Annotated in this window: 19 protein-coding genes; 3 read left to right on the top strand and 16 right to left on the bottom strand. The window is 68.4% G+C overall.

Features of this window, described 5'->3' with window-relative positions; all coding sequences use genetic code 11:
* Positions 1-17: 17 nt before the first annotated feature.
* The 13 genes from G328_RS13565 to G328_RS0100550 form a co-directional block, all read right to left on the bottom strand.
* Positions 18-803 (bottom strand): cell division protein FtsQ/DivIB, encoded by a 786-nt coding sequence (locus G328_RS13565; protein ID WP_019617402.1) that lies wholly within the window; start codon positions 801-803, stop codon positions 18-20.
* The gene (gene murC / locus G328_RS0100605; RefSeq protein ID WP_019617401.1) at positions 796-2,196 is read right to left on the bottom strand and encodes a UDP-N-acetylmuramate--L-alanine ligase; all 1,401 of its coding nucleotides are present in this window, start codon (positions 2,194-2,196) and stop codon (positions 796-798) included. The genes G328_RS13565 and murC overlap by 8 nt, the downstream gene beginning before the upstream one ends.
* Before the next feature lies 1 nt (position 2,197).
* On the bottom strand, positions 2,198-3,352 hold the full coding sequence (locus G328_RS0100600) for a UDP-N-acetylglucosamine--N-acetylmuramyl-(pentapeptide) pyrophosphoryl-undecaprenol N-acetylglucosamine transferase (RefSeq protein ID WP_019617400.1): 1,155 nt from the start codon (positions 3,350-3,352) through the stop codon (positions 2,198-2,200).
* Positions 3,349-4,563 carry a putative lipid II flippase FtsW gene (ftsW, locus tag G328_RS13560; RefSeq protein ID WP_019617399.1) on the bottom strand — a complete coding sequence of 405 codons (1,215 nt, stop codon included), beginning with the start codon at positions 4,561-4,563 and terminating at the stop codon, positions 3,349-3,351. Before ftsW ends, G328_RS0100600 begins: the two co-directional genes overlap by 4 nt.
* Complete coding sequence (murD, locus tag G328_RS13555; protein ID WP_019617398.1) at positions 4,523-6,040, bottom strand: UDP-N-acetylmuramoyl-L-alanine--D-glutamate ligase; 1,518 nt, start codon at positions 6,038-6,040, stop codon at positions 4,523-4,525. Before murD ends, ftsW begins: the two co-directional genes overlap by 41 nt.
* Complete coding sequence (mraY, locus tag G328_RS0100585) at positions 6,037-7,149, bottom strand: phospho-N-acetylmuramoyl-pentapeptide-transferase (RefSeq protein WP_019617397.1); 1,113 nt, start codon at positions 7,147-7,149, stop codon at positions 6,037-6,039. The genes murD and mraY overlap by 4 nt, the downstream gene beginning before the upstream one ends.
* Positions 7,146-8,567, bottom strand: coding sequence for a UDP-N-acetylmuramoyl-tripeptide--D-alanyl-D-alanine ligase (locus tag G328_RS0100580; protein ID WP_026339539.1), 1,422 nt, complete (start codon positions 8,565-8,567; stop codon positions 7,146-7,148). Before G328_RS0100580 ends, mraY begins: the two co-directional genes overlap by 4 nt.
* Before the next feature lie 52 nt (positions 8,568-8,619).
* A complete protein-coding gene (locus tag G328_RS13550; protein ID WP_187325713.1) occupies positions 8,620-10,050 on the bottom strand; it encodes a Mur ligase family protein in 1,431 nt (476 codons plus the stop codon).
* 13 nt (positions 10,051-10,063) lie between these two features.
* Positions 10,064-11,845, bottom strand: coding sequence for a peptidoglycan D,D-transpeptidase FtsI family protein (locus G328_RS0100570; RefSeq protein ID WP_019617394.1), 1,782 nt, complete (start codon positions 11,843-11,845; stop codon positions 10,064-10,066).
* 49 nt (positions 11,846-11,894) lie between these two features.
* Positions 11,895-12,473, bottom strand: a complete 579-nt coding sequence (gene ftsL / locus G328_RS0100565; RefSeq protein ID WP_154651489.1) for a cell division protein FtsL — start codon at positions 12,471-12,473, stop codon at positions 11,895-11,897.
* Positions 12,470-13,432, bottom strand: a complete 963-nt coding sequence (gene rsmH / locus G328_RS0100560) for a 16S rRNA (cytosine(1402)-N(4))-methyltransferase RsmH (RefSeq protein ID WP_019617392.1) — start codon at positions 13,430-13,432, stop codon at positions 12,470-12,472. Before rsmH ends, ftsL begins: the two co-directional genes overlap by 4 nt.
* Positions 13,433-13,534: 102 nt before the next feature.
* Positions 13,535-13,966 carry a division/cell wall cluster transcriptional repressor MraZ gene (mraZ, locus tag G328_RS0100555; RefSeq protein WP_019617391.1) on the bottom strand — a complete coding sequence of 144 codons (432 nt, stop codon included), beginning with the start codon at positions 13,964-13,966 and terminating at the stop codon, positions 13,535-13,537.
* A gap of 306 nt (positions 13,967-14,272) precedes the next feature.
* Positions 14,273-14,671: a DUF3040 domain-containing protein gene (locus G328_RS0100550; protein ID WP_019617390.1), complete on the bottom strand. Its 399-nt coding sequence runs from the start codon at positions 14,669-14,671 to the stop codon at positions 14,273-14,275.
* Between the two features lie 99 nt (positions 14,672-14,770).
* Here G328_RS0100550 and G328_RS0100545 point away from each other — a divergent pair, with 99 nt between their 5' ends.
* Complete coding sequence (locus tag G328_RS0100545) at positions 14,771-15,859, top strand: polyprenyl synthetase family protein (RefSeq protein WP_019617389.1); 1,089 nt, start codon at positions 14,771-14,773, stop codon at positions 15,857-15,859.
* A 6-nt stretch (positions 15,860-15,865) separates the two neighbouring features.
* On the opposite strand, the gene G328_RS0100540 is transcribed toward G328_RS0100545, so the two are convergent.
* A complete protein-coding gene (locus G328_RS0100540; RefSeq protein ID WP_019617388.1) occupies positions 15,866-16,225 on the bottom strand; it encodes an Rv2175c family DNA-binding protein in 360 nt (119 codons plus the stop codon).
* 191 nt (positions 16,226-16,416) lie between these two features.
* On the opposite strand from G328_RS0100540, the gene pknB reads away from it, so the two are divergent.
* On the top strand, positions 16,417-18,306 hold the full coding sequence (gene pknB / locus G328_RS0100535; RefSeq protein ID WP_083919514.1) for a Stk1 family PASTA domain-containing Ser/Thr kinase: 1,890 nt from the start codon (positions 16,417-16,419) through the stop codon (positions 18,304-18,306).
* Here the strand turns inward: pknB and G328_RS0100530 are convergent.
* On the bottom strand, positions 18,303-19,670 hold the full coding sequence (locus G328_RS0100530; protein WP_019617386.1) for a class II 3-deoxy-7-phosphoheptulonate synthase: 1,368 nt from the start codon (positions 19,668-19,670) through the stop codon (positions 18,303-18,305). The two genes, pknB and G328_RS0100530, sit on opposite strands and share 4 nt — an antisense overlap.
* Before the next feature lie 110 nt (positions 19,671-19,780).
* Positions 19,781-20,470, bottom strand: a complete 690-nt coding sequence (locus G328_RS13545) for a lysophospholipid acyltransferase family protein (RefSeq protein ID WP_019617385.1) — start codon at positions 20,468-20,470, stop codon at positions 19,781-19,783.
* Between the two features lie 123 nt (positions 20,471-20,593).
* Here G328_RS13545 and G328_RS0100520 point away from each other — a divergent pair, with 123 nt between their 5' ends.
* Complete coding sequence (locus tag G328_RS0100520; RefSeq protein WP_019617384.1) at positions 20,594-22,456, top strand: AMP-dependent synthetase/ligase; 1,863 nt, start codon at positions 20,594-20,596, stop codon at positions 22,454-22,456.
* Positions 22,457-22,460 lie beyond the last annotated feature (4 nt).

Below are 22,460 nucleotides of genomic sequence, written 5' to 3'. Positions count from 1 at the left end.
CAGGGGTTGAAGCTTTGCTACCGCGTGACGGGGGTGTCGGGACTCGAGACGTCGTACGACGTCACCCCGGAATCGGCCGTCGCCTCGATGAGCGCGACGAGCACCTGCGCCTTGCGCTGCGAGTGCTCGGCACTCCCCCACGTGACCTGCACGCCGCTCGTCAGCGTGAGCTCGACATTCTCTGCCGACGTTGCGTGGATCTCGGCGACCTCAGCGCGGAACTCGTCGGGAAGAGCGAGCGCAACGCGCCCCGCCGCGAGGAACGCCTCAGAGCCGAGCGCGCCCGCATCGATGATCGGGAGCTGCGGGGTATCACCCGGGTCGTCCTCGCCGCCGAACTCCCAGAGCACGACACCGGCCGCATCCACGACCGAGTCGCCGCCGCCCGCCTGATACCGACCGATCGGCTCGCGCTCCGTGACCCGCACGACGAGCGTCGACGGCGGGGTGCGCTGCACCGTGTAACTCTGCACGAGCACAAACTCCGACAGCAGCGCTTCGACGTCGTCGTTCGACACCTGCGCGAGCGGCGTGCCCTCGAGCGGCGCGAGCGCGGCCACCACCTCGGCGTCATCGAGGCGGTTCGTGCCCTGCACCTCGATCGTGCGCACGCTCATGACGGGCGTGAACACGGCGACCGCGACGAACGCGATGAGGAGTCCGACCGCGCTGAGCCCGATGAGCCAGCCGCGGCGGCGATTGCGACGACGCCGAGTGAACCGCCGCACCTCGGCGCGATCGTGGCGGCGCCGTGCGAACGCCGCTCGCCACACCGCGGCGAGGCCGCCGTTCTCGCTAGCCACGCTCGCGCAGGGCCTCGAGGAGCTGGGGCACGATTCGGTTGACGTTGCCGCAGCCGAGAGTGATCACGAAGTCACCCGGTCGCGCGACGCGGGCAACCGCCTCGGCGGCCCCCGCCCACTCGGGCTGATACTCGACGAGGTCGGGGTCGGTGAACGCCTCCGAGACGAGCGCACCCGTGACGCCGGGCACCGGGTCTTCTCGCGCGCCGTCGACGTCGAGCACGATGGTGTGGTCGGCGAGGCGCTCGTAGACCCCGGCGAAGACGTCACTCATCGCCTGCGTGCGCGAGAACAAGTGCGGCTGGTGCACGGCGATGATTCGGCCCTCGCCGACGACCGTGCGGGCGGCCGAGAGTGCGGCCTCGACCTCGGCCGGGTGGTGCGCGTAGTCGTCGTAGACCCGAACACCATCGACCTCGCCCTGCAGATCGAAGCGACGCTTCGTGCCGCCGAACGCGCCGAGTGAGGCGGCCGCCTCGGCGAGCCCGTAGCCCAGGTGAAGCAGCACGGCGACGGCCCCCGCAGCGTTGAGCGCGTTGTGGCGGCCGGGCACGGCGAGGCTTGCCGAGACCGTCTGGCCGTTGGCGGTGAGGTCGAATGCGACTCCGGCTCCCGCCGGCGCGATGTTGCTCACGCGCACGTGGTTGCCTTCTGCCTCCCCGAAGCGCACGACGTTCGGGTGCGCGAGCTTGCCCGTGATCTCGACCGCGAGCGGGTCGTCGCCCGAGACGATGACCACCTCGCTCGCGCGATCGGCGAATCGGATAAAGGCGGCCTCGAAGGCCTCCTCGGTGCCGTAGTGGTCGAGGTGATCGTTGTCGACGTTGGTAATGAGCGCGATCGCGGTGTCGTAGAACAGGAACGAGCCGTCGGACTCGTCGGCCTCGACCGCGAACTCGCGGTCGGCACCGAGGTGCTCGTTCGTGCCGAGTGCGCGAATGACGCCACCGTTGACAAAGCTCGGGTCGGCACCGAGCTCGAGCAGCGAGCTCGCGATCATGCCGGTCGACGTGGTCTTGCCGTGGGCGCCGGCGACAGCGATCACGCGCGAACCTCGCGTCAGCCACACGAGCGCCTGCGAGCGGTGCAGGATATTGAGGCCGCGTTCGCGCGCGAGCACGAGCTCGGGGTTGTCGGGCCACAGTGCCGAAGTCACCACCACGGTGTCGACCGTGTCGGCGAGGTTCGCGGCGTCGTGCCCGATGCTGACGGTCGCGCCGGCCGCGGCGAGGCGGTCGGTGTAGTCGTTCGCGCTCCGGTCGGAACCCGAGACGGTCACGCCGCGCTGCTGGAACATCGAGGCGATGCCGCTCATGCCCGATCCACCGATGCCGATGAAGTGTGCGTGGTGAATCTCGTCGGGGATCTGCGCTGTCGCGTCTGGGCTGATCACGTTATTGCTCCTTCGAGGCGGTACCGGACTGGCGTTCCCGCCAGCCTCCCAGGATACGCCGCCCGGTCGGGCCCTCGGCGACCGCCCGGTCGATCATGTCGGTGAGTTGCTCCGCGGCGTCGCGGGCGCCAAGGTCGGCAGCACGACGGCCGAGTTCAGCACGCGTGTCGTCGTCGGCAAGTAGCGGCAGGAGCTCGGCTTCGACGCGGCTCGGCAGGAACTCGGCGTCGGGAATGGTGCGGGCGGCGCCGGCCTCGAGCAGGCTCGCGATGTTCTTCGCCTGCTCGCCGTTGCCGACCGCGTAGGGCACGTAGAGCGCGGGCAGCCCAACGGCGGCGAGTTCGGACACCGTCGACGAACCGGCACGGGCCACGATGAAATCGGCAACCGCGAACGCGAGGTCCATGCGGTCGCAGTAGTCGACGACGTGGTAGTGCTCGACACCCGGGTCGTCGAAGGGGGTGAGCCGCCCGACGATGTGCACGATCTGCCAGTCGTGGCCGCCGTGCGGGCCGCCGACGATCGTCGGCGCGACTTCGCGGATCGTCTCGTTGATGCGCCGCGCACCCTGCGAGCCGCCCGTCACGACGAGCGTGCGGCGCTCCGGGACGAGGCCGAAGTACTCGAGTGCCTCGGACCGGGCGGCGTCGCGGTCGAGGTCGGCGATCTCGCGGCGCAGCGGCATCCCCAAGGCCTCGGCCCCGGCGAGCGGGGTGTTCGAGAAGACGACCGCGACGTCGTTCGCCCAGCGGGCCCCGAGCCGGTTCGCAAGGCCCGGAATTGCGTTCGCTTCGTGCACGACGACCGGGACTCGGCCGCGGGCCGCGACATAGGCGGGCGTCGACGCGAACCCACCGAACCCGACGACGACGTCGACACCGCGCCTGCGAATCAGCTCTTTCACCTGCCGCACAGCGCGCTGGAACCGCGCGGGGAAGGCGACGGCCGCGCGGCCGACGCGCCGCGGGAACGGCACCTTGTCGATCGTGAGCAGCTCGTAGCCGCGCTCTGGGACGAGCCGACGCTCGAGACCCTCTTTCGTGCCGAGCACGAGCACCTCCGCGTCGGGGTGCGCGACGCGGATGGCGTCGGCGGTCGCGAGCAGCGGGTTGACGTGGCCGGCGGTGCCGCCGCCGGCGAGCAGGTAGGTGGTCACTTCGCAGAAACCTTTCGTCGGGGTGACGCTGCGGCGTCGAGGTCGTGCTTGAGATTGTCGCGGGCGACCGAAAGCGCAAGCCCGATGGCGAAGAGCGAGGTGATGAGCGCCGAGCCGCCGGAGCTGAGGAGCGGGAGCGGCACGCCGAGCACGGGCAGCAGGCCGAGCACGACCGCGATGTTCACGAACGCCTGGAAGATGAACCACACGAGCACGCCACCGATCACGACGCGACCGGCCGGATTGCGGGTCTCGCGCCAGATGCGCAGGAGCACGAGGGCGAGCGCGCCGAACAGCAGGATGACGGCGAGCGCGCCGACGAGACCGAATTCCTCCCCAATGATCGCGAAGATGAAGTCGTTGTCGGCCTCGGGTAGCCACGACCACTTCGCGGTCGAGTTGCCGAGCCCAACCCCGAAGAGTCCGCCCCGCGCGAGGGCGAAGAAGCCGTGTGAGGTCTGCCAGCACAGGCCCTCGTAGTCGCACGAGCCGTCGAAAAAGCTCGTGATGCGGGCGACGCGGTTCGGCGAGATGATCGCCATCAATACCGCTCCCGCGACCGCGAACGCCGTGAGCCCGACGAGGTAGCGCATCCGGATGCCGCCGAACCAGAGCGCGCCCAACACGAGCGCGCCGATGACCATGACCGTGCCGAGGTCCTTACCGAGCAGGGCGAGGCCGATCACGACCGCGACCGGGAGGCCGACCGGCACGAGCAGGTGCTTCAGCTCCCGCAGCTTGTCACCCTTCCGGGCAACCATGAGGCCGAGCCAGATCACGAGCGCCACCTTGGCGAACTCGGCGGGCTGCACCGTGGTGACCCCGAAGTCGAGCCACGAGCGGTTGCCGTTGATCTCTAAGCCGAGGGGCGTAAACACGAGCGCCTGCAGCACGACCGAGACGCCGAGCGCGAGCCACGCGAACGGGCCGGTCCAGAACTGCAGTGGGATGCGCGCGGCCACGAGCATGAGCGGGACGCCGATCGCCGCGAAGATGAACTGCTTCAGGAACTTCGACGAAATGACATTGCCCGCCGCAAACTCTTCGACCGCCGAACTCGAGAGCACCATGATCAACCCGAAGCCGACGAGCACCAACACGATGCCGGTGAGCAGCGAGGCGTTCAGGTTCGCGGACCGCTCGCCCGTGAAGAGCTTGATGCGGTACGCGCTACCGCTCGGGCTCGCTGTCGCCGCCGAGGTTCGAGGCATCCTGGCCCGCTCCCCTCTGCGCCATGCGCTCTACTGCCGCCCGGAACTTGTCGCCGCGGTCGCCGTAACTGTCGAACTGATCCATCGAGGCGGCAGCCGGTGCGAGCAGCACCGTGTCGCCATCGAGCGCCACCTCAGAGGCGCGCGCAACGACCTCCGGCATGACCTCACTAGTGTCGCGCACATCGATCTCAATCACCCGAACGCCGGGCGCGTGTTGAGCGAACGCGCGGAGCACCTCGTCGCGGTCGACGCCGATCACGATCGCGGAGCGCACGCGGTCGGCGTGCGCGGCCACGAGCGGCGAAATGTCGACGCCCTTGAGGAGGCCGCCGACGACCCACACGACCGAGCGATACGCCGAGAGCGACGCCTGCGCGGCATGGGTGTTCGTTGCTTTCGAGTCGTCGACCCACATGACCCCGGCCTCGGAGAGCACGAGTTCGTTGCGGTGCCGGTCGGGCGTGAACGTCGTGATCGCCTCGCGGATCGCGGCGGGCTCTACCCCGTACGCGCGAGCGAGCGCGGCGGCGGCGAGCACGTCTTCGACGAGGTGGCGCGCGCCGAGGTTTCGGGCGCGCAGGTCGTCGAGTGTCGCGAGCTCGAGCGCCGAGTTGCGCCGGTCGTCGAGGAACGCGCGGTCAACGAGAATCCCGTCAACGACGCCGAGGTTGCTCGGGCCCGGCACGTCGACGCCGAAGCCGATCGCCCGAGCACCGTCGATGACGTCGGCCTGCTCGACGAGGCGTTCGGTCGCGGGGTCGGCGAGGTTGTAGACGCACGCCCGCTGCACCCGCTCGTACGCGCGGCCCTTTGCGGCCCGGTAGGCGTCGAAGCTGCCGTGCCAGTCGAGGTGGTCTTCGGCGATGTTCAGCACGACCGCCGCGAGCGGCGACACGGTGTGTGTGAAGTGCAGCTGGTAGCTCGAGATCTCAACGACGAGTACCTCGAACCCCTCGGGGTCGCGCACCGCGTCGAGCACAGGAATGCCGATGTTGCCGGCCGGAGCGACGCGCACGCCGCCCTGGGCAAACATGTGCGCCGCGAGCTGCGTCGTCGTCGTTTTGCCGTTCGTGCCGGTCACGAGCACCCACTGCGACGGTGTGCCCGTCTTGTCCCGAAGCCGCCAGGCGAGCTCGATGTCGCCCCAGATCGGCAGGCCGGCATCGGCCGCCCAGCGCAGCAGCGCGTGGTGCGGGGCGTATCCGGGAGATGTGACCACGAGCTCGGGCGCGAATTCGACGAGCCGCTCGGGCACCGCATCCGCATCGCTCGCGATCTCGACGGGCACGCCGAGCACCTCGAGGATGCGCTCGCGGTCGGCATCGGGGCGGCCGGCGATCACGAGCACGTCAGCACCGAGCTCGGCGAGCGTGTCGGCGACGGCGAAGCCCGTCATGCCAAGGCCGAATACGGCAACGCGAAGCCCCGACCAGTCGTCGTGCCAGCTCGTCAGTGCGTCAGTGCGCGCGCTCACCAGGACACCATTCCGCTCGAGATCGACCACTCGGCGTAGAAGATCGCGAGGCCGACCACGGCAAACAGCCCGGCGATGATCCAGAACCGCACGACGACCGTCTGCTCGGCCCAGCCCTTGAGCTCATAGTGGTGGTGGATGGGGCTCATGAGGAAGATGCGCTTGCCGCCCGTGAGCTTGAAGTAGATGCGCTGCACGATGACCGAGCCGGTGTCGATGACGAACAGACCGCCAACGAGCACGAGGAGCAGTTCGGTGCGCGTAAGGATCGCGAATGCGGCGAGTGCGCCACCGAGCGCGAGCGAGCCGGTGTCGCCCATGAACAGCTTCGCGGGCGACGTGTTCCACCAGAGGAATCCGATGAGCGAGCCGACGATCGCCGCGGCGACGATCGTGAGGTCGAGCGGGGCATACACGTCGTAGCAGCCAGCCGCGACGTCGTGCGAGAGCTGGTCACCGCCGCAGAGCTGGTTGAACTGCCAGTACCCGATGATGCCGTAGGTGCCGATTGCGATGACCGACGCGCCTGTTGCGAGGCCGTCGAGGCCGTCGGTGACGTTGACCGCGTTCGAGGCGGCGGTCGTGATGAGCACGATCCAGATGACGACGAGCAGGGTGCCGGCGATGATGCCGAGCGACATGAAGTCGATGCCCGTGTCGCGCACGACCGAAATCTGGCTCGACACGAGCGGCACGCCCGCGTCGTTCGAGAGCTGCAGGCCGATGAGCGCGAACAGCGCCGCGACGATGACCTGCCCGGCAATCTTCTGCCAGCCGCCGAGACCGAGTGACTGGTGCTTGCGCACCTTGAGGAAGTCGTCGATGAAGCCGACGAGCCCGTGCCCGACCATCATGAACAGGATGAGCAGGCCGGCCCCGGTCGGCGCGGTCTGGGTGACGAGCGCCGAGAAGAAGTAGGCGACGAGCGTGCCGAGCACGAAGACGATTCCGCCCATGGTCGGGGTGCCGCGCTTCGCGTAGTGCTCCTTCGGGCCGTCTTCGCGGACGTACTGACCCCAGCGCAGCTTGTTGAACAGGCGCACGAACACGGGCGTCAGGGTGAGCGTGAAGAGCATCCCGACCGCGCCGGCGATGAGGATTGCAATCACGACAGACGTCCCTTCACGTGGTCTCCGAGTCGATTCGCGAGGTCGTTCAGCCCCGACGACTTCGATGCTTTCACGAGAACGAGGTCGCCCTCGCGCAACTCGCGGGTGAGCAGCTCGAACGCCTCGTCGGCGCTCTCGCTGAACGACGCCTCATTGTCCCAGCTGCCCTGCGCCACCGCGGCGAGGTAGAGGGGGCGCGCATCGCGCCCGACCACGACAATTCGGTTGATGTCGAGGCGGACCGCGAGTTCACCGAGCTTGTCGTGCTCGGCGACGCTGAACTCGCCGAGCTCGGCCATGGCGCCGAGCACCGCGACCTTGCGCTGCCCGTCGTCGGCGATCTGGGCGAGGGTGCGCAGAGCGGCGGCCATCGAGTTCGGGTTCGCGTTGTATGCGTCGTTGATCACGGTGATCGGCTCGCGGGTGAGCACCTCCATGCGGCCGTGCTCGGCCAGTGTCACCTCGCGCAGCACGTCGGCGACGTCGGCGACCGGCACGCCGACCGCGTGTGCCGCGGCGGTTGCCGCGAGGGCGTTCATGACGTGATGTTCGCCAATGACCGGGAAATGCACCTGCTCCGGCGTCTCGCCCGGTGCGACGAGGGTGAAACGCGTGCCGTCGCTCGCGACGCTGACCTCTTCAGCGCGAATCTCGGCCGACTGCCCGCGACCGAACCAGACCACCCTGCCGGGGGCTTTCGCGGCCATCCGCGCGACGCGGGGGTCGTCGGCGTTGAGCACCGCGATCCCGCCCTCCCCGAGTGCCTCCACGAGCTCGGCCTTCGCGAGCTCGACGTTCTCGATGCCGCCGAACTCGCCGGCGTGCGCGAGCCCAACCATGAGTTCGATCGCGACATCGGGCGGCGCCATCCGCGCGAGACGGGCGATGTGGCCGATGCCGCTCGCGCCCATTTCGGCGATGAGCCAGTCAGTCTCTTCGGTTACCTGCAGGAACGTCGTGGGTGCGCCGACCTCGTTGTTGAACGAGCCGATCGGGGCGACGACGTTGCCGCGGCGCGAGAAGATCTCGCGCAGGAGGTTCTTCGTCGTGGTCTTGCCGTTCGAGCCGGTCACGGCGATGACTCGAAGTCGGCCGTGTGCGCGCACGCGAGCCACGACCTCCGTCGCGAGGTCACCGAGCGCCGTCACGGTATCGGCAACGATGATCTGCGGCGCCGGCGCGTCGGCGAGCTCGCGCTCGGCGACGACGAGCGCGGCGCCCTGCGCGACCGCCCGCCCCGCGAAGAGGTGGCCGTCGGTCACCTCGCCGGGCTTTGCGAAGAAGATGTCGCCGGCCCCAATGTTGCGCGAGTCGGTGTCGCTCACCCCGCTCACGACGGTGGCTTCGGTCGCGTCACCGTGCGGGACGAGCTGGCCGCGGACGGCCTGCGCGATTTCCGCGAGGGTCATTGGGATCATGCGTTTGGTCCTTCTTCGTTGGTCTGCTTCGATCGCGGGCGGTGGGATGCGCCTACCAGCCAGCGTCGCTCAGCGCGTCACGCGCGAGCTCGAGCGTCGGGTCAGTGATCTTGTCGTCATCGAGGTGGCGAAGCGCGTCGGCCCGCGCCTCGAGGAACAGCACGGTGTCGTCGGCATCCGCATCGGCGAGCGCCTGCTGGAGTGCCTGCGCTGTGGCCGGCTCGTCGCCGCCCCCGACGAGCACGCGGTCGGCGAGCTCGTGCGCGACCGACGCCGCGTCGGCGCCGAACGCCTGGCCGTCACCCACCACGATCGACAGGCGCCCGGGAGTGTGCGCTCGCAGGGAGGTGAGCGCGGTTCGCACGGCGGCGGCGCTGTCGTCGCCGTCGATGTAGACGGCGGGCGCTCCGTCTCGAGCTGCCACGCGCTCGAGCCGCCCGGGAATTCGAACGTCGAACCCGTCGGTGCGGTCGAGCGCATCCTGAATCTGCTCGGTCGCCCAGCCGCCCTCGACGACCATGACGATCGCCGAGGCCGCGTTGAGGGCGGCGAGTGCACCGGGCTTCGTCGTGTGGCTGCGAACGACCCGGTCGTCGTGTCCGCGGACCTCGAACCGGGTGCCCTGGTCGTCGCTGTGCCACTCCACGATCCAGTCTGCGTCGGAGTCGGGCTGCGAGCTCAGCGTCGCAACGGGGATGCGAGCCGCCTCGACAAGCCTGCGACCCGCTTCGCTGTCGACGTTAATCACGGCGCGGCGCGCGAGCTCGGGGTCGACGAGGTCGCGCTCTGCCTCAACGAACGCTTCGGCGTCGTGCCGGTCGGCGGCGAAGTTCAGCGGACCAACAACCTCGAACTCGAGGCCGGCAAGCCGCTCGCCGCCAAGGGCGTGGCTCGAGATCTCAATCGCAGCGACCCGCTCCCCGACCTCGCGCATCCGTGCGATCAGCGCGTGCAGGTCGTCGGCCTCGGGGGTCGTCAGGGTCGAGGCGACGCGCGACTCTCCCGTTCTGCGGCCCGCCGACGACGAGAGCCCGGCCGCAACGCCGAGGCGCTCGAACAGGTCGGCGATGAGGAATGTAACGCTCGTCTTCCCTACCGACCCCGCGACCCCGAATAGGCGCGGCGCCTCCGGGTCGGTGCGGTAGACCCAGCGCGCGACGTGCCCGAGCGCAAGCCGCGGGTCGTCGACGACGAGCACGGGCACGCTGGCTTCGGCGGCGACCACACGCCCCGCCGGGTCGGTGAGCACCGCGACGGCGCCCGACTCGACCGCGTCGGCGACGAAGTTCGCCCCGTGCGTACGCTCCCCCGGAATCGCGACGAAGATGTCGCCCGACTCGACGTGCTGGTGGTCGCTGCTGACCCCCGTGACCTCGATCGACTCGAGATCGTCTCCTTCGGGCTCCTCGAGCCCGAACTCGGCGCACATCTCGGAAAGGATGCGCGCCGCGGCATGGTGGGGGCGAATACTGTCTGTGGGCAATGTCTTCCTGGTGCTAGTGAACGATGTCGATTTCTGGATACGGCTGCGGCGAGGGCGCGACGTTGTTGGCGGAGAGCACATAGGACATCGTCTGCTGCCACGCCGGCGCGGTGGCCGCGCTCGTAGTGATGGTAGTCGGGTCGGCCAACGTCACGAGCACAACGTATTGCGGATCGTCGATAGGGGCGACTCCGACCATCGACACGTTGTTCGAACCGTGAATGTACGTGCCGGACTCGGCGTCGACGCGCTCCGAGGTACCGGTCTTGATGCCGACGCGGTAGCCGGGCACCTGCACCTGGTCGGCGAGCCAGCCCTCTCGTGCGACGGATTCCATGCCCTCGAGCGCGAGCTCGGCAGCCTCTGGCGAGACGACCTGGCTCGGGGTCGTGTCGGGCTGGTCGGTGACGGTGCCGTCCTCGAGCGTGCAGCCTGAGATGAGCTGCAGCGGGATGTGCGAACCGCCGTTCGCGAGGGCCTGGTAGGCGCTCGCCATCTGGGCAACGGTCGCGGTGACGCCGTGGCCGAACGTCGACGCGTAGTTCGTCTGCGCATCCCAGTCTTCGGCCGGTCGCACGATGCCCGGTTCTTCGCCCAGGAAGTTCACCCCGGTGGTCTCGTTGAGGCCGTAGCTGAGCAGGTAGTCGTGCCGGGTCTGTGCCGAGAGGCGATCGGCGAAGGTCGCCGTGCCGACGTTCGACGACTCCGTGAGCACGCCGTTCATGTTCATCTTGACGGGGTCGTGGGGCGCGTCGTCGCCGAATTTCGCGCCGTTCTTGTCCCACGTGTCGGGCACCGTGATGACCTCGGAGGGGTCGAGCACGCCCTGGTCGTAGAGCATCGATGCCGTGATCGGCTTCATGATCGAGCCGGGCTCATACGGCGCGGTGAAGGTCCGCGAACCGCGGTCGTCAGCATCGCTTTCGCCGGGGTCGTTGGGGTCGACGATCGGATACTCGGAGGCGGCCACGAGCGCGCCCGACTTCACGTCGACGACGGTGATGGTGCCGTAGAGCGCGTTCGTCTTCTGCACCTGCTCGGCGATGATCTGGTCGGCGCGCCACTGCGTGTCGGTGTCAATCGTGAGCTGCAGCGTGCCGCCCTGCACCGGATCCGAAACCGTGACAACCGAACCGGGAATCGCGACGCCGTCTTGCGAGCGCTCGAACGTCTCCTCGCCGTTCTGCCCGGCGAGACAGGCGTCGTACTGCAGCTCGAGCCCGGCAAGCGGCGTGCCGTCGCTGCCGACGAATCCCGAGAGGTTGCCCGCGACGGCGCCGCTCGGATACGTGCGTTCGGGGTGCCGCTCGAAGTACACCCACGGGATGCGCAGGTCGCGAACGGCCTGGTATTGCTCGAGCGTCACGCCCTGCGCGAGGTAGCCGAACTGCGCATCGGGGTCGGCCGCGAGCACCGCGTCGACCGACGCCTTGAGATCGTCGGCGTCCTTATCGATGGCATCGGCGATCTGCTCGAGCGATTGCTGCACCGAGATTTCCTCGTACTTGTTCGTCTCGGGGTTGAGCCGCTTGAAGTCCTTCATGTTCACCGGTGCGAGCGTGATGTCAAAGCGGTCGACGCTCGACGCCAGGACGGCACCGTTCGCGTCGGTGATCGATCCGCGCGTGCCCCACAGGGTCGAGGTCTGCCCACGGCGGCCATCAGCCTCCGCGTTGATTGCGCTCGCGTCGAACACCTGCAGGGTCAGCAGGCGTCCGGCGAACAGCACGATGACGAACACGATGACGAGGAGCACGGGGGTCGCCCGGCTGCTGCGTCGGCGCGTCTTGGCCATTCCACGCTCCTTCCCGTTCGTTCGCGGCCGGTCGCCCCGCCGCACGGGGCTAGTGCGTGGAGGGCGACGAAAGCTCGAACTCAGAAGGTACGGCAGGTTCCGCCTCTTCCTTGCTCGACGCTCCGCCCTCGGAGTCCTTCTCAGCTTCTGCGGCCTCGTCGTCCTTGCTGTCGAGCACGCCGTTCGGCACGAGCGAGGGGTCGATTGCCGAGCCGCCGCCCGCGACGACGCTGCCCTCGACGGCGTCGACGAGCGAGTTCGTGTTCAGGTCGAGGTAGGAGTTGCCGGTGCTCGGCACCATGCCGAGTTCGGTCGCGCGCTCAGCGAGATGCTGCGGCGACGCGGCGGCGTCGGAGGCTTCAAGTGCCGCCGTGTGTTCGCGCTCGAGCTCGAGCTGCTGGCTCTCGAGGTCGTCGGCGCGATAGGCGTCCTGAATGATGACCGTCGAGAGCGCGAGCTGCACAAAGAAGGCAATGAGGAGCGCTACGAGCGCGACCACGAGCATCCGGCCCGAGAACTTCGGCCGACCTCCGAGGCCCGGGATGGCGCGCAGGCGCGGGCGCGACTGCGTCGTCGGCTGCGTGCCCGGTGCCGGCTGCTGGCGACGTGTGGGTAGTGCGCTGGTCATGAGGTTCGGCTCCGAATTCGTTCGACCGCGCGCAGGCGCACGGGCTTTGCTCTCGGGTTCTCGGTGGCTTCGGTCTCGGTGGCCTGCTCGGCACCCCTCGTGAGGGAGCGGAACTCGGCTTCGAGCTGGTCGGGAGTGAGGGGCAGGCCTCGTGGCACGTCGGAGGTGCTCGCGACCTGAAAGACGCGCTTGACGAGGCGGTCTTCGAGCGACTGATACGACTCGACGGCGACGCGTCCGCCGACACGCACGCGCCCGAGCGCCTGCGGCAGCGCGGATTCGAGCGCGTCGAGCTCGCCGTTCACCTCGACCCGCAGCGCCTGAAACACGCGCTTCGCGGGGTGACCAGCGTGCTTTTTCGCGGCCGGGGTTGCCGCCTGCAGCAGGTCGACGAGCTGGCCGGTCGTCTCGATCGGCTGCTCGGCGCGGACCCGCACGATCGCAGCGGCGTAGCGGGGCGCGAGCTTCTCATCGCCGTAGCGGTAAAAGAGCTCGCGCAGCTCGGCCTCGGAAAGTTCGGCGACGAGCTCCGCCGCCGTGACGCCGCGCGAGCGGTCCATGCGCATGTCGAGCGCCGCATCCCGCATGTACGAGAAGCCGCGCTCGGCCTCGTCGAGCTGCAGCGATGAGACGCCGAGGTCGAAGAAGACAGCGTCGACCTCGTCGATGCCGGCATCGTCGAGCACCGCGTCGAACTCGTCGTAGACGGCGTGCGCGAGCGTCACGCGCTCGGAGAACGGGGCGAGCCGCTCCCCGGCGATTTCGAGCGCGGCCTCGTCGCGGTCGATGCCGACGAGGCGGGCGTTCGGGTTCGCGGTGAGTACTGCCTCGGCGTGGCCACCCATGCCGAGGGTGCAGTCGACGTAGATCGCGCCCGGCGACGACAGGGTCGGCGAAAGCATCTCGACGACGCGCTCGCGCATGACGGGAAGGTGAATCGAAGAGAGATCTCGGGTCATCGCATTCCGCTGAGTTCTCGCCCTGCCGCGTGGTCCCGAGTCACTCAACCTGGCGCCGGGGAAGGTGCGTCAGGGTGACCGACTCTGGGCCACACGACAGGGTTAGAACAGTCCCGGGATCACCTCCTCTGCGGTCTCGGAGAACGCGGCTTCGTTTGCGGTTACGTAGTTGTTCCAGGCCTCGGCATCCCAGATCTCGGCGCGGCTTCCCGCACCGATCACCGCGAGCTCACGGTCGAGGCCCGCGTACTGCCGCAGCTGCTGCGGCAGGGTGACGCGGCCCTGCTTGTCGGGAACTTCGGCGTGGGCTCCCGACAGCAGCAGGCGCAGGTAGTCGCGCGCCTGCTTGCTCGTCACGGGTGCCTGACGGATGCGGTCGTGAAACCCCTCGAACTCGGCGTTCGAGAACACGTAGATGCACCGTTCCTGCCCACGCGTGAGCACCACGCCCTCGGCGAGCTGCTCACGGAACTTCGCGGGGAGGATCAGTCGGCCCTTCTCGTCGAGCTTGGGCGAGTACGTACCAAGAAACATCGGCACGGCCTCCCCTCAGCTCGTGGTGGCCTCGCCACCGTTCGCCCACCTCGTTCCATTGACCACCACTTTACTCCACAACACCCCACCACTTGCTCATATGGGGCGATTTTCGCGAGGTTTTTCCTGAGAGAACCGTGGAAACTCCTGGGCTTGAGGCGGGTGGAGGACGGTGGAGGGAAAACCCGCGAATCTGCCCCAATGCGGCACCAATTTGGTTCGGAAACCCAAAAAACGGGGCCGACCCGTGAGGGTCGGCCCCGTTTCGTTCGCTCGGGGAGCGAAGTGGGGGTTGGGGGTGGAGCGCTAGCTCCGGTCGTCCTGTCGACGGTCCCAGCGGTCTTCCATGCGATCCATGAAGCCGCGGCCACCGGCGCCCGGCTTCGCGCTCGCGCCGGTCTTCGGCATCTCAGGGACCGCGTCGCTGGCAGCGTTACCGCCCGCGCGCCCGGCCGACGAGAACGCCCAGTAGATGCCACCGATCATCACGACGAAGCCGAGCAGCCCGGCCCAGGGCTGCGAGATGGCCATGGCGCCGACAATGATCGCAAGGCCCGCTGCGAGGGCGAGCACCGAGATGGTGATCGACCGGGCAGTGACGACGAGCCCGCCCGAAGCGCCGGTCGAAACGACGTCGGCATCGTGCTGGTAGAGGCTGCGTTCCATCTCGTCAAGCAGCCGCTGCTCCTGCTCAGAGAGTGCCATGATTACCTCGCAGTCTGCGGGCGCTTGCCCACGGTCAAAACTCACCGTCGAAAGGTGAACCTTTATTCTACGACGTTCACCGCTGAATAGAATGAACGCGTGACTGAAAGCTTCCCGATCATCGACCAGGTCAACGACGAGATCGCCCGGGTCATCGACCGGCATCGCCCCGGCCTCGTGCGCCTCAGCAACGACCTCGGCCCGCTTCTCGATCACCTCGTGCGCTTTACGAGCGGCGGCAAGCGCACTCGGGCCCAGTTCATCGCCGCCGGCGCGAGCCTCGCGTCAGCACAGACCGACCCGGACCTCGCCGACGCCCTCGTGCATGCGGGGGTCGCGGTGGAGCTCTTTCACGCTGCAGCCCTCGCCCACGACGACCTGCTCGACCGATCGGATACGCGCCGAGGCATGCCCTCGACGCATCGCGCCTTCGAGGCACTGCACGGCGACCGAGGCTGGACCGGAGACGCCGAGCACTTTGGCACCTCGGCCGCCATCCTCGCGGGCGACCTGCTGCTCATGTGGAGCGACGATGCGCTCACGGCGGCGCGCGGGCGCGTCCGCGCCGAACGCAGTGACCGCGCGGCAGCCGAGTTCAGCCGGATGCGCACCGAGGTGACGGCCGGGCAGTACCTCGACGTGGTCGAAGAGCTCGCGTGGCCGGTGATTCCCGTCGCCGACTGGGTCGACCGCGCGATCACAATCGCGACCTCGAAGTCGGCCCGCTACTCGGTTGAGGCGCCGCTTCGTCTCGGCGCGAGCCTCGCGGGCGCGACCGCCGACGAGCTTGACCGCGCGAGCGCGATCGGACTCCCCCTCGGCCTCGCGTTTCAGCTCCGCGACGACGTGCTCGGGGTGTTCGGCGATTCCCGCGAAACCGGCAAGCCGACCGGAGACGACCTCCGCGAGGGCAAGCGCACGCTGCTCGTCGCCGAGCTCGCGGCGCGTGGCGACGAGCGGGAGCGCGAGCTGTTCGCGACCCGCCTCGGGCAGCCCGACCTGCGGGCCGACGAGATCGCCGAAATGCAGCGCGAGCTCATCGCGACGGGCGCGCTCGATGCCGTCGAGGCGCGCATCCAGGCGTGGCTCGACGAGGCCGTCGCGGCGATCGACGCCGCCGAGCTCGCGCCCGCGACCCGCGACGTCTTCGTCGATCTCGCCGAGCGAACGGCCCGCCGCCGCGCGTAGCGTTCGCTAGCCCGCGAAGAGCTGCACGAGCTTGCGCACGGGCGCCTTGCGCCCCTGCTGCAGCGCGCGCACGGGCGTCGCGCCGAGCCCGTCGTCTTCGGTGAGCAGCCAGGTCATCGCCTCGTCGCCCTCGATGCCATGGTCGGCGAGCAGCGTGAGCGTTCCGCGGAGGCCGGCGAGCGGCTCACCGTCGATGACGAACGCCTGCGGCATCTTCTTGTCGCCGTCGTATTTCACGGAGCACAGGTAGCGCTCCTCCATGAGTCGGTGGAGTCGACCCGACGACACCCCGAGCTGGGTGGCCGCCTCCTTCAGCGTGATCCAGTCGTGGTCGGCGTACACGTTCGTGGCGTTATCTTCGGTCACCCCGTAATCGTCGCAGATTCTGGCGCCCGCCTGCCACCACGCCGCGAGATCGACGCGTTGCGGAGTTTCACACGCCGTCATTTGGCGCGGCGGACTACCCTGCCAGCGTGAGCCATGTGAATTCCGACGCCATCATTGGCCGTCTCGTCGACGGTCGGTACCAGGTGCGCTCACTCATCGCGCGTGGCGGCATGGCGACCGTGTTCGTTGCGACCGACCTTCGACTCGACCGCCGCGTCGCGATCAAGATCATGCACGAGCACCTCGCGGCCGACGACTCGTTCCGCGACCGCTTCATTCGTGAGGCCCAGTCGGCGGCGCGACTCGCGCATCCGAACCTCGTAAATGTCTACGACCAGGGCGACGACGAGGGGCTCGCGTACATCGTCATGGAGTACGTGCCGGGTATCACCCTGCGCGACCTGCTGCACGATCACCACCGGCTCACGGTCGAGCAGACGATCGACATCATGGATGCGGTGCTCGCGGGCCTGCAGGTCGCCCACCGTCAGGGCATCATCCACCGCGACATCAAGCCCGAGAACGTGCTGCTCGCCGACGACGGCCGCATCAAGCTCTCCGACTTCGGCCTCTCGCGCGCCGTGACGAACAACACGGCGAGCGGTTCGGTGCTGCTCGGCACGATCGCGTACCTCGCGCCCGAGCTGGTCACCAAGGGCCTCGCCGACGTGCGCAGCGACATCTACTCAGCCGGCATCATGATGTACGAGATGCTCGTCGGCGAGCAGCCGTACCGCGGCGACGAACCCGTGAACATCGCCTACCGGCACGCAAACGACAACGTTCCGCCCCCAAGCGAGGCCCAGTCGGGCGTGCCCGGCGAACTCGACGACCTCGTCGTGTGGGCGACCGAGCGCGATCCCGAAGACCGCCCGGCCGACGCCGGCGCGATGCTCGCCGCGCTGCGGCAGGCCGAACGCGACATCATCTCGGGCGGCGGCGCGACGACGTCGTTCGCGGCCGCGACCGAGCGCTTCACCGACACCGGGATGCACCTGCTCGCCGAGTCGGACAATGACTCGCTCCCGAACACACTCCTGCAGCCGACCGGGCCCGTCGACAGGCTCGCCGATGAACCCGACTACGCCGTCGTACCGGCCGCCGCCGAGGGAGCACCCGCGGCCCGACGCCTACAGCGGCTCAACGGGCAAAAGCGCCGCTCGGGCGTCGTCGCGACCATCGTCGTGCTCGTGCTCGCACTCTTTGCTGGTGCGCTCGGCTGGTACCAGGGAGTTGGCCCGGGTTCTTACGACGCGACGCCCGACGTCACCTCACTCGCGCAGGCCGACGCCGAACAGCGCATCGTCGACGCCGGCTTCACCGTCGGCGAAGTCGTGCAAGAGAATTCGCTCGAGGTGCCCGAGGGCACCGTCATCGAGATGGACCCGGCGCCCGACACTCGCCTCGCACCCGACACCCCCGTCAACCTCACGGTCTCGGCCGGGCCGCGCATCCTCACCGTGCCCGCGCTCGAGGGTCTCACGACGGCCGAGGCCGAGCAGGCGATCGTCGACGCCGGCTTCACGGTCGACGCCGAGACCCACACGCTTGAGTTCAATTCATCACTCGAGGCCGACCACGTCATACGCGGCACGACCGAGACCGGCGAGGCGCTCCCCCAAGAGATGGCCGAGCAGCAGGCGATTCGTCTCGTCGTGTCGGCCGGCTCGGTGCCCGAGGTGACGGGCATGGGACAGAACGAGGCGCAGGCCGCGCTCGACAACGTCGGCCTCAGCGGCGCCGTCGTGAGCGAGCAGTACAGCTCGTCAGTGCCCGCGGGGGTCGTGATCTCGCAAGAGAACACGGCCGACCCCATGGTGCCGGGGTCGACCGTGAACCTCGTGGTGTCGCTCGGGCCCGACCTCGTCGAGGTACCCGACGTCACGGGCAAGGGCGCGAAGGAGGCGATCGCCGAGCTCGAGGCCGCAGGCTTCGAGGTCGATCACAGCATCCCGAGCGTGCTGCTCGACGACGCGAAGGTGTCGGCGCAGTCGCCGGGCGGCGGAGAAGAGGTCGAGCGAGGCTCGACCATCAAGATCTCCGCCACCTACGAGTTCTAGCCGCGCTGCTGCAGCAGCTCGGCGACGAGGAACGCGAGCTCGAGCGACTGCATGTGGTTGAGGCGAGGGTCGCAGAGCGACTCGTAGCGCGTCGCGAGGGCGTCCTCGTCGATGTGCTCGGAGCCGCCGAGGCACTCGGTGACGTCGTCGCCGGTGAGCTCGACGTGAATGCCGCCGGGATGCGTACCGGCCTGCTGGTGCGATTCGAAGAAGCCCTTCACCTCGTCGACGATGTCGTCGAAGTTGCGGGTCTTGAAGCCGCGCTCGCTCGTGAAGCCGTTGCCGTGCATCGGGTCGGTGACCCACAGCGGCGTCGACTCCTCGGCCTTCGAGGCCTCGAGCAGGCCCGGCAGCACGTCGCGAATCTTCCCGGCGCCCATGCGCGTGATGAACGTCAGGCGGCCCGGCTCGCGGTTCGGGTCGAGCTTCTCAATGATGCGGTGCATCGTCTCGGGCGTCGTCGACGGGCCAAGCTTCACGCCGAGCGGGTTCCGCACGCGCGCGAAGTAGTCCATGTGCGCCTCGTCGAGGTCGCGGGTGCGCTCGCCGATCCAGATGAAGTGCGCCGACGTGTCGTACGGGTGCCCCGTGCGCGAGTCGATGCGGGTGAGCGCCCGCTCGTACTCGAGCAGCAGTCCCTCGTGGCCGACGTAGAACTCGACCTCCTTCATCGCCTCGAAGTCGGCGCCGGTAGCCGCCATGAAGCCGAGGGCGCGATCGATGTCGCGGGCCATCGCGTCGTAGCGCGAGTTCGCGGGGTTCTTCGCGAAGCCCGTGTTCCACGAGTGCACCTCACGCATGTCTGCGAAGCCACCGGTCGTGAACGCGCGGATCAGGTTGAGCGTCGATGCCGAGACGTGGTAGCCCTCGAGCATGCGCTCAGGGTTGGGCGTGCGCGACTCGGGCGTGAACGCGAAGTCATTCACAATGTCGCCGCGGTACGCGGGCAGGGTCACGCCCTCGCGGGTTTCGGTGTCGCTCGAGCGCGGCTTTGCGAACTGGCCGGCCATGCGGCCCATCTTCACGACCGGCATCGAGGCGCCGTAGGTGAGCACGAGCGCCATCTGCAGGATCGTCGAAACGCGGGCACGGATCTTGTCGGCCGTAGCGCCCGAGAACGTCTCGGCGCAGTCGCCGCCCTGCAGCACGAAGGCCCCGCCCGCGGCCGCGTCGGCGAGACGGGTGCGGAGGCGGTCGACCTCGCCCGCAAACACGAGCGGCGGGCGCTTCGAGAGCTCCGTCACGACGCGCTGCGCCGCGGCCTTGTCGGGCCACGCGGGCTGCTGCTTGATGGGCTTGTCACGCCAGGCCTCGAGACCGGAAAGGTCGATGGGGGACGTCTGAAGTGGCACGGGATGCGTCATGTTCGGTGTCTTTCTGGAGATTGCTCGATCAAAGTATTGGGTCGGCGCTCGCTCGGGCGAACGCGCCGGATCGCGGGGGCATTCCCGCGCCGAGCCGGTGCGACTGTGGCCTAGGCCGCAGCCGCACGCTTATACGACGAGGCGTAGCCGTCGACGTACTCCTGCTCGCTGAGGATTGCGATCTCGCTCATGACTTCGTCGGTGATGGCGCGCAGCACGAACCGGTTGCCCGACATGCCGTGGTAGCGCGAGAAGTCGAGGGGCTCGCCGAAGCGAATCGTGACCTTGCCCGGCTTTGGTCGCTTCGCGCCGATCGGCATGATCTTCTCGGCGTCGACCATGACGACCGGAACGACCTGCACGGGCCGCTCGCACTCGAGAATCATGCGGGCGATGCCGGTGCGGCCGCGGTAGAGCCGGGCGTCGGGGCTGCGCGTGCCCTCGGGGTAGATGCCGAGCCATTCGCCGCGGTTGAGCACCTCGAGGCCAGTGCGCAGCGAGGCCTCAGAAGCCTTGCCGCCGGAGCGGTCAATCGAGAGCATCCCCGTCGACTTAAAGAACCAGCGCACGAACGTGCCCTTGATGCCTTTCCCCGTGAAGTACTCCGACTTTGCAAGGAAGTAAATGCGGCGGCGCAACACGAGCGGGAGCAAAAACGAGTCGATCACCGAGAGGTGGTTCGACGCGAAAATCACGGCGCCCTTCTTCTTCGGCAGATGCTCGGCTCCCACAATATCCGGGCCAAAAAGGCTGCGGAGGATGGGGCCAGCCACAATGTGCTTGAGCAGCCAATAAATCATGCGGGACCATACCTCCAATTGCGCGACTGCAATCATACCCGCCTGGCATACCCTCACGGCGCCGCCGCCTAGAATGATGCGAACGCAAGCGCACCGTGAACACTCAACGAGGAGGCACCCCGGATGTCCGAGAGCCCAAAGGCCGAGATCACACGAGATGGGAATCGGGTCATCGAACGCGTCTCTCCCCCGATCGTGCCGGCGGACCCCGAACTCAACATCACCGACCTCCTGCTGCGACAGGTCGACCTGCGCCCGAACGCGCCGCTCTTCGCGGTGCCGGAGGGCGACGGCTGGCGCAACATTTCGACTGCCGAGTTCGCGTCCGACGTGAACGCCATCGCGAAGGGACTCATCGCCGCCGGTGTGCAGCCGGGAGACCGCATCGCGTTTCTCTGCGTCACGAGCTACGAGTGGACGCTCGTGGACTACGCGCTGCTCACCGCGGGCGCCGTCATGGTGCCCGTCTACGAGACGAGCTCGCCCGCGCAGCTGCAGTGGATGCTCACCGACTCCGGGGCGAAGGGCCTCATGGTGGAGGATGACGCGCTCGGCTCGCTCTACGACAGCATCTCCGCCGACGCCCCCAAACTCACGTGGCGATGGAACCTCGCGAACGGCGCGCTCGACGAGCTGCGCTCCGCCGGCACCGAGGTGACGGATGCGCAGCTCGAGCAGGCGCGCAGCGCGGCGAAGGCTGACGACGTTGCGACGATCATCTATACGTCGGGCTCGACCGGCCGCCCGAAGGGCACCGTGCTCACCCACAGCAATTTCGTCGAGCTCGTGCGGAACGTGGAGTCGCCGCTTGGCGCGCTCGTGCGCAAGCCCGAGGCGTCGACGCTGCTGTTCGTCACGCTCGCGCACGTGTTTGCCCGGTTCATCTCGATCCTCTGTGTCTCGACCGGTGTCAAGGTGGGGCACCAGCACGACACGACGCAGCTCGTGCAGTCGCTCGGAACCTTCCACCCGACGTTCCTGCTCGCGGTTCCCCGCGTGTTCGAGAAGGTCTACAACTCGGCGCTGCAGAAGGCGACCGAGGGCGGCAAGCGGAAGATCTTCGAGCGGGCCGTCAAGGTTGGTGTCGCGTACTCTCGTGCGCTCGACGAGGGCAAGGTGCCGCTCGGCATCCGCCTTCAGTTCAAGCTCTTCGACAAGCTCGTGTTCGCGAAGCTGCGGGAGACCCTTGGCGGTCGCGTCGAGCACGCCGTATCGGGTTCGGCCCCGCTCGGCCTGTTCTTGGGGCACTTCTACCGCGCGCTTGGCGTGCAGGTGCTCGAGGGCTACGGGCTCACCGAGACGACCGCGCCGGTTTCAGTGAACCTGCCGGGCGCGTTCAAGATCGGCACCGTCGGCCCGCCCCTGCCGGGCGTCAGCGTGCGCATCGCCGACGACGGCGAGGTGCTCGTGAAGGGGGTCGATGTGTTCCGCGAGTACCTCAACAACCCCGAGGCCACGACCGAGGCGTTCACCGAGGACGGCTGGTTCCGCACGGGTGACGTCGGTTCGCTCGACGACGACGGGTACCTCACGATCACGGGACGCACGAAGGACATCATCGTGACCGCCGGTGGCAAGAACGTGTCGCCCGCGACGTTCGAGGATCCGATCCGTTCCGACGCCATCGTGGGCGAGTGCGTGCTCGTGGGCGATCAGAAGCCGTTCATCGCGGCGATCATCACCCTCGACCCCGAGATGCTGCCGAAGTGGCTCGAGACGCAGGGGCTGAACCCGAACATGTCGCTCGCCGAGGCGTCGACGCACGACCGCGTGCGATCGCACCTGCAGTCGGTCATCGACCGCGCGAACACGCAGGTATCGCGCGCCGAGTCGATCCGCGAGTTCCGCGTGCTCGACTACGTATTCTCGATCGAAGACGGCACGCTTACGCCGAAGCTCTCGATCAAGCGCAAGGTCGTGCTCGAGCGCGTCGCGCCCGTGATCGCTGAGATCTACTCGAAGACGAGTTCGGTCCCGACGCTGTAGCGCA

The organism is [Zimmermannella] faecalis ATCC 13722 (genome assembly GCF_000381765.1).
Taxonomy (GTDB): Bacteria; Actinomycetota; Actinomycetes; order Actinomycetales; family Microbacteriaceae; genus Gulosibacter; species Gulosibacter faecalis.
The sequence above is the reverse complement of the archived record's forward strand: the minus strand, read 5'-3'. Positions and strand labels throughout refer to the sequence as shown.

What these genes read in the sequence shown, in the direction of transcription:
- G328_RS0100570 (WP_019617394.1), bottom strand. Translation starts at nt 11,845, where the DNA reads ATGGCCAAGACGCGCCGACGCAGCAGCCGGGCGACCCCCGTGCTCCTC.
- ftsW (WP_019617399.1), bottom strand. Translation starts at nt 4,563, where the DNA reads ATGCCTCGAACCTCGGCGGCGACAGCGAGCCCGAGCGGTAGCGCGTAC.
- G328_RS13545 (WP_019617385.1), bottom strand. Translation starts at nt 20,470, where the DNA reads ATGATTTATTGGCTGCTCAAGCACATTGTGGCTGGCCCCATCCTCCGC.
- rsmH (WP_019617392.1), bottom strand. Translation starts at nt 13,432, where the DNA reads ATGACCCGAGATCTCTCTTCGATTCACCTTCCCGTCATGCGCGAGCGC.
- G328_RS0100580 (WP_026339539.1), bottom strand. Translation starts at nt 8,567, where the DNA reads ATGATCCCAATGACCCTCGCGGAAATCGCGCAGGCCGTCCGCGGCCAG.
- mraZ (WP_019617391.1), bottom strand. Translation starts at nt 13,966, where the DNA reads ATGTTTCTTGGTACGTACTCGCCCAAGCTCGACGAGAAGGGCCGACTG.
- G328_RS0100530 (WP_019617386.1), bottom strand. Translation starts at nt 19,670, where the DNA reads ATGACGCATCCCGTGCCACTTCAGACGTCCCCCATCGACCTTTCCGGT.
- G328_RS0100520 (WP_019617384.1), top strand. Translation starts at nt 20,594, where the DNA reads ATGTCCGAGAGCCCAAAGGCCGAGATCACACGAGATGGGAATCGGGTC.
- ftsL (WP_154651489.1), bottom strand. Translation starts at nt 12,473, where the DNA reads ATGACCAGCGCACTACCCACACGTCGCCAGCAGCCGGCACCGGGCACG.
- G328_RS0100550 (WP_019617390.1), bottom strand. Translation starts at nt 14,671, where the DNA reads ATGGCACTCTCTGAGCAGGAGCAGCGGCTGCTTGACGAGATGGAACGC.
- pknB (WP_083919514.1), top strand. Translation starts at nt 16,417, where the DNA reads ATGGCGACCGTGTTCGTTGCGACCGACCTTCGACTCGACCGCCGCGTC.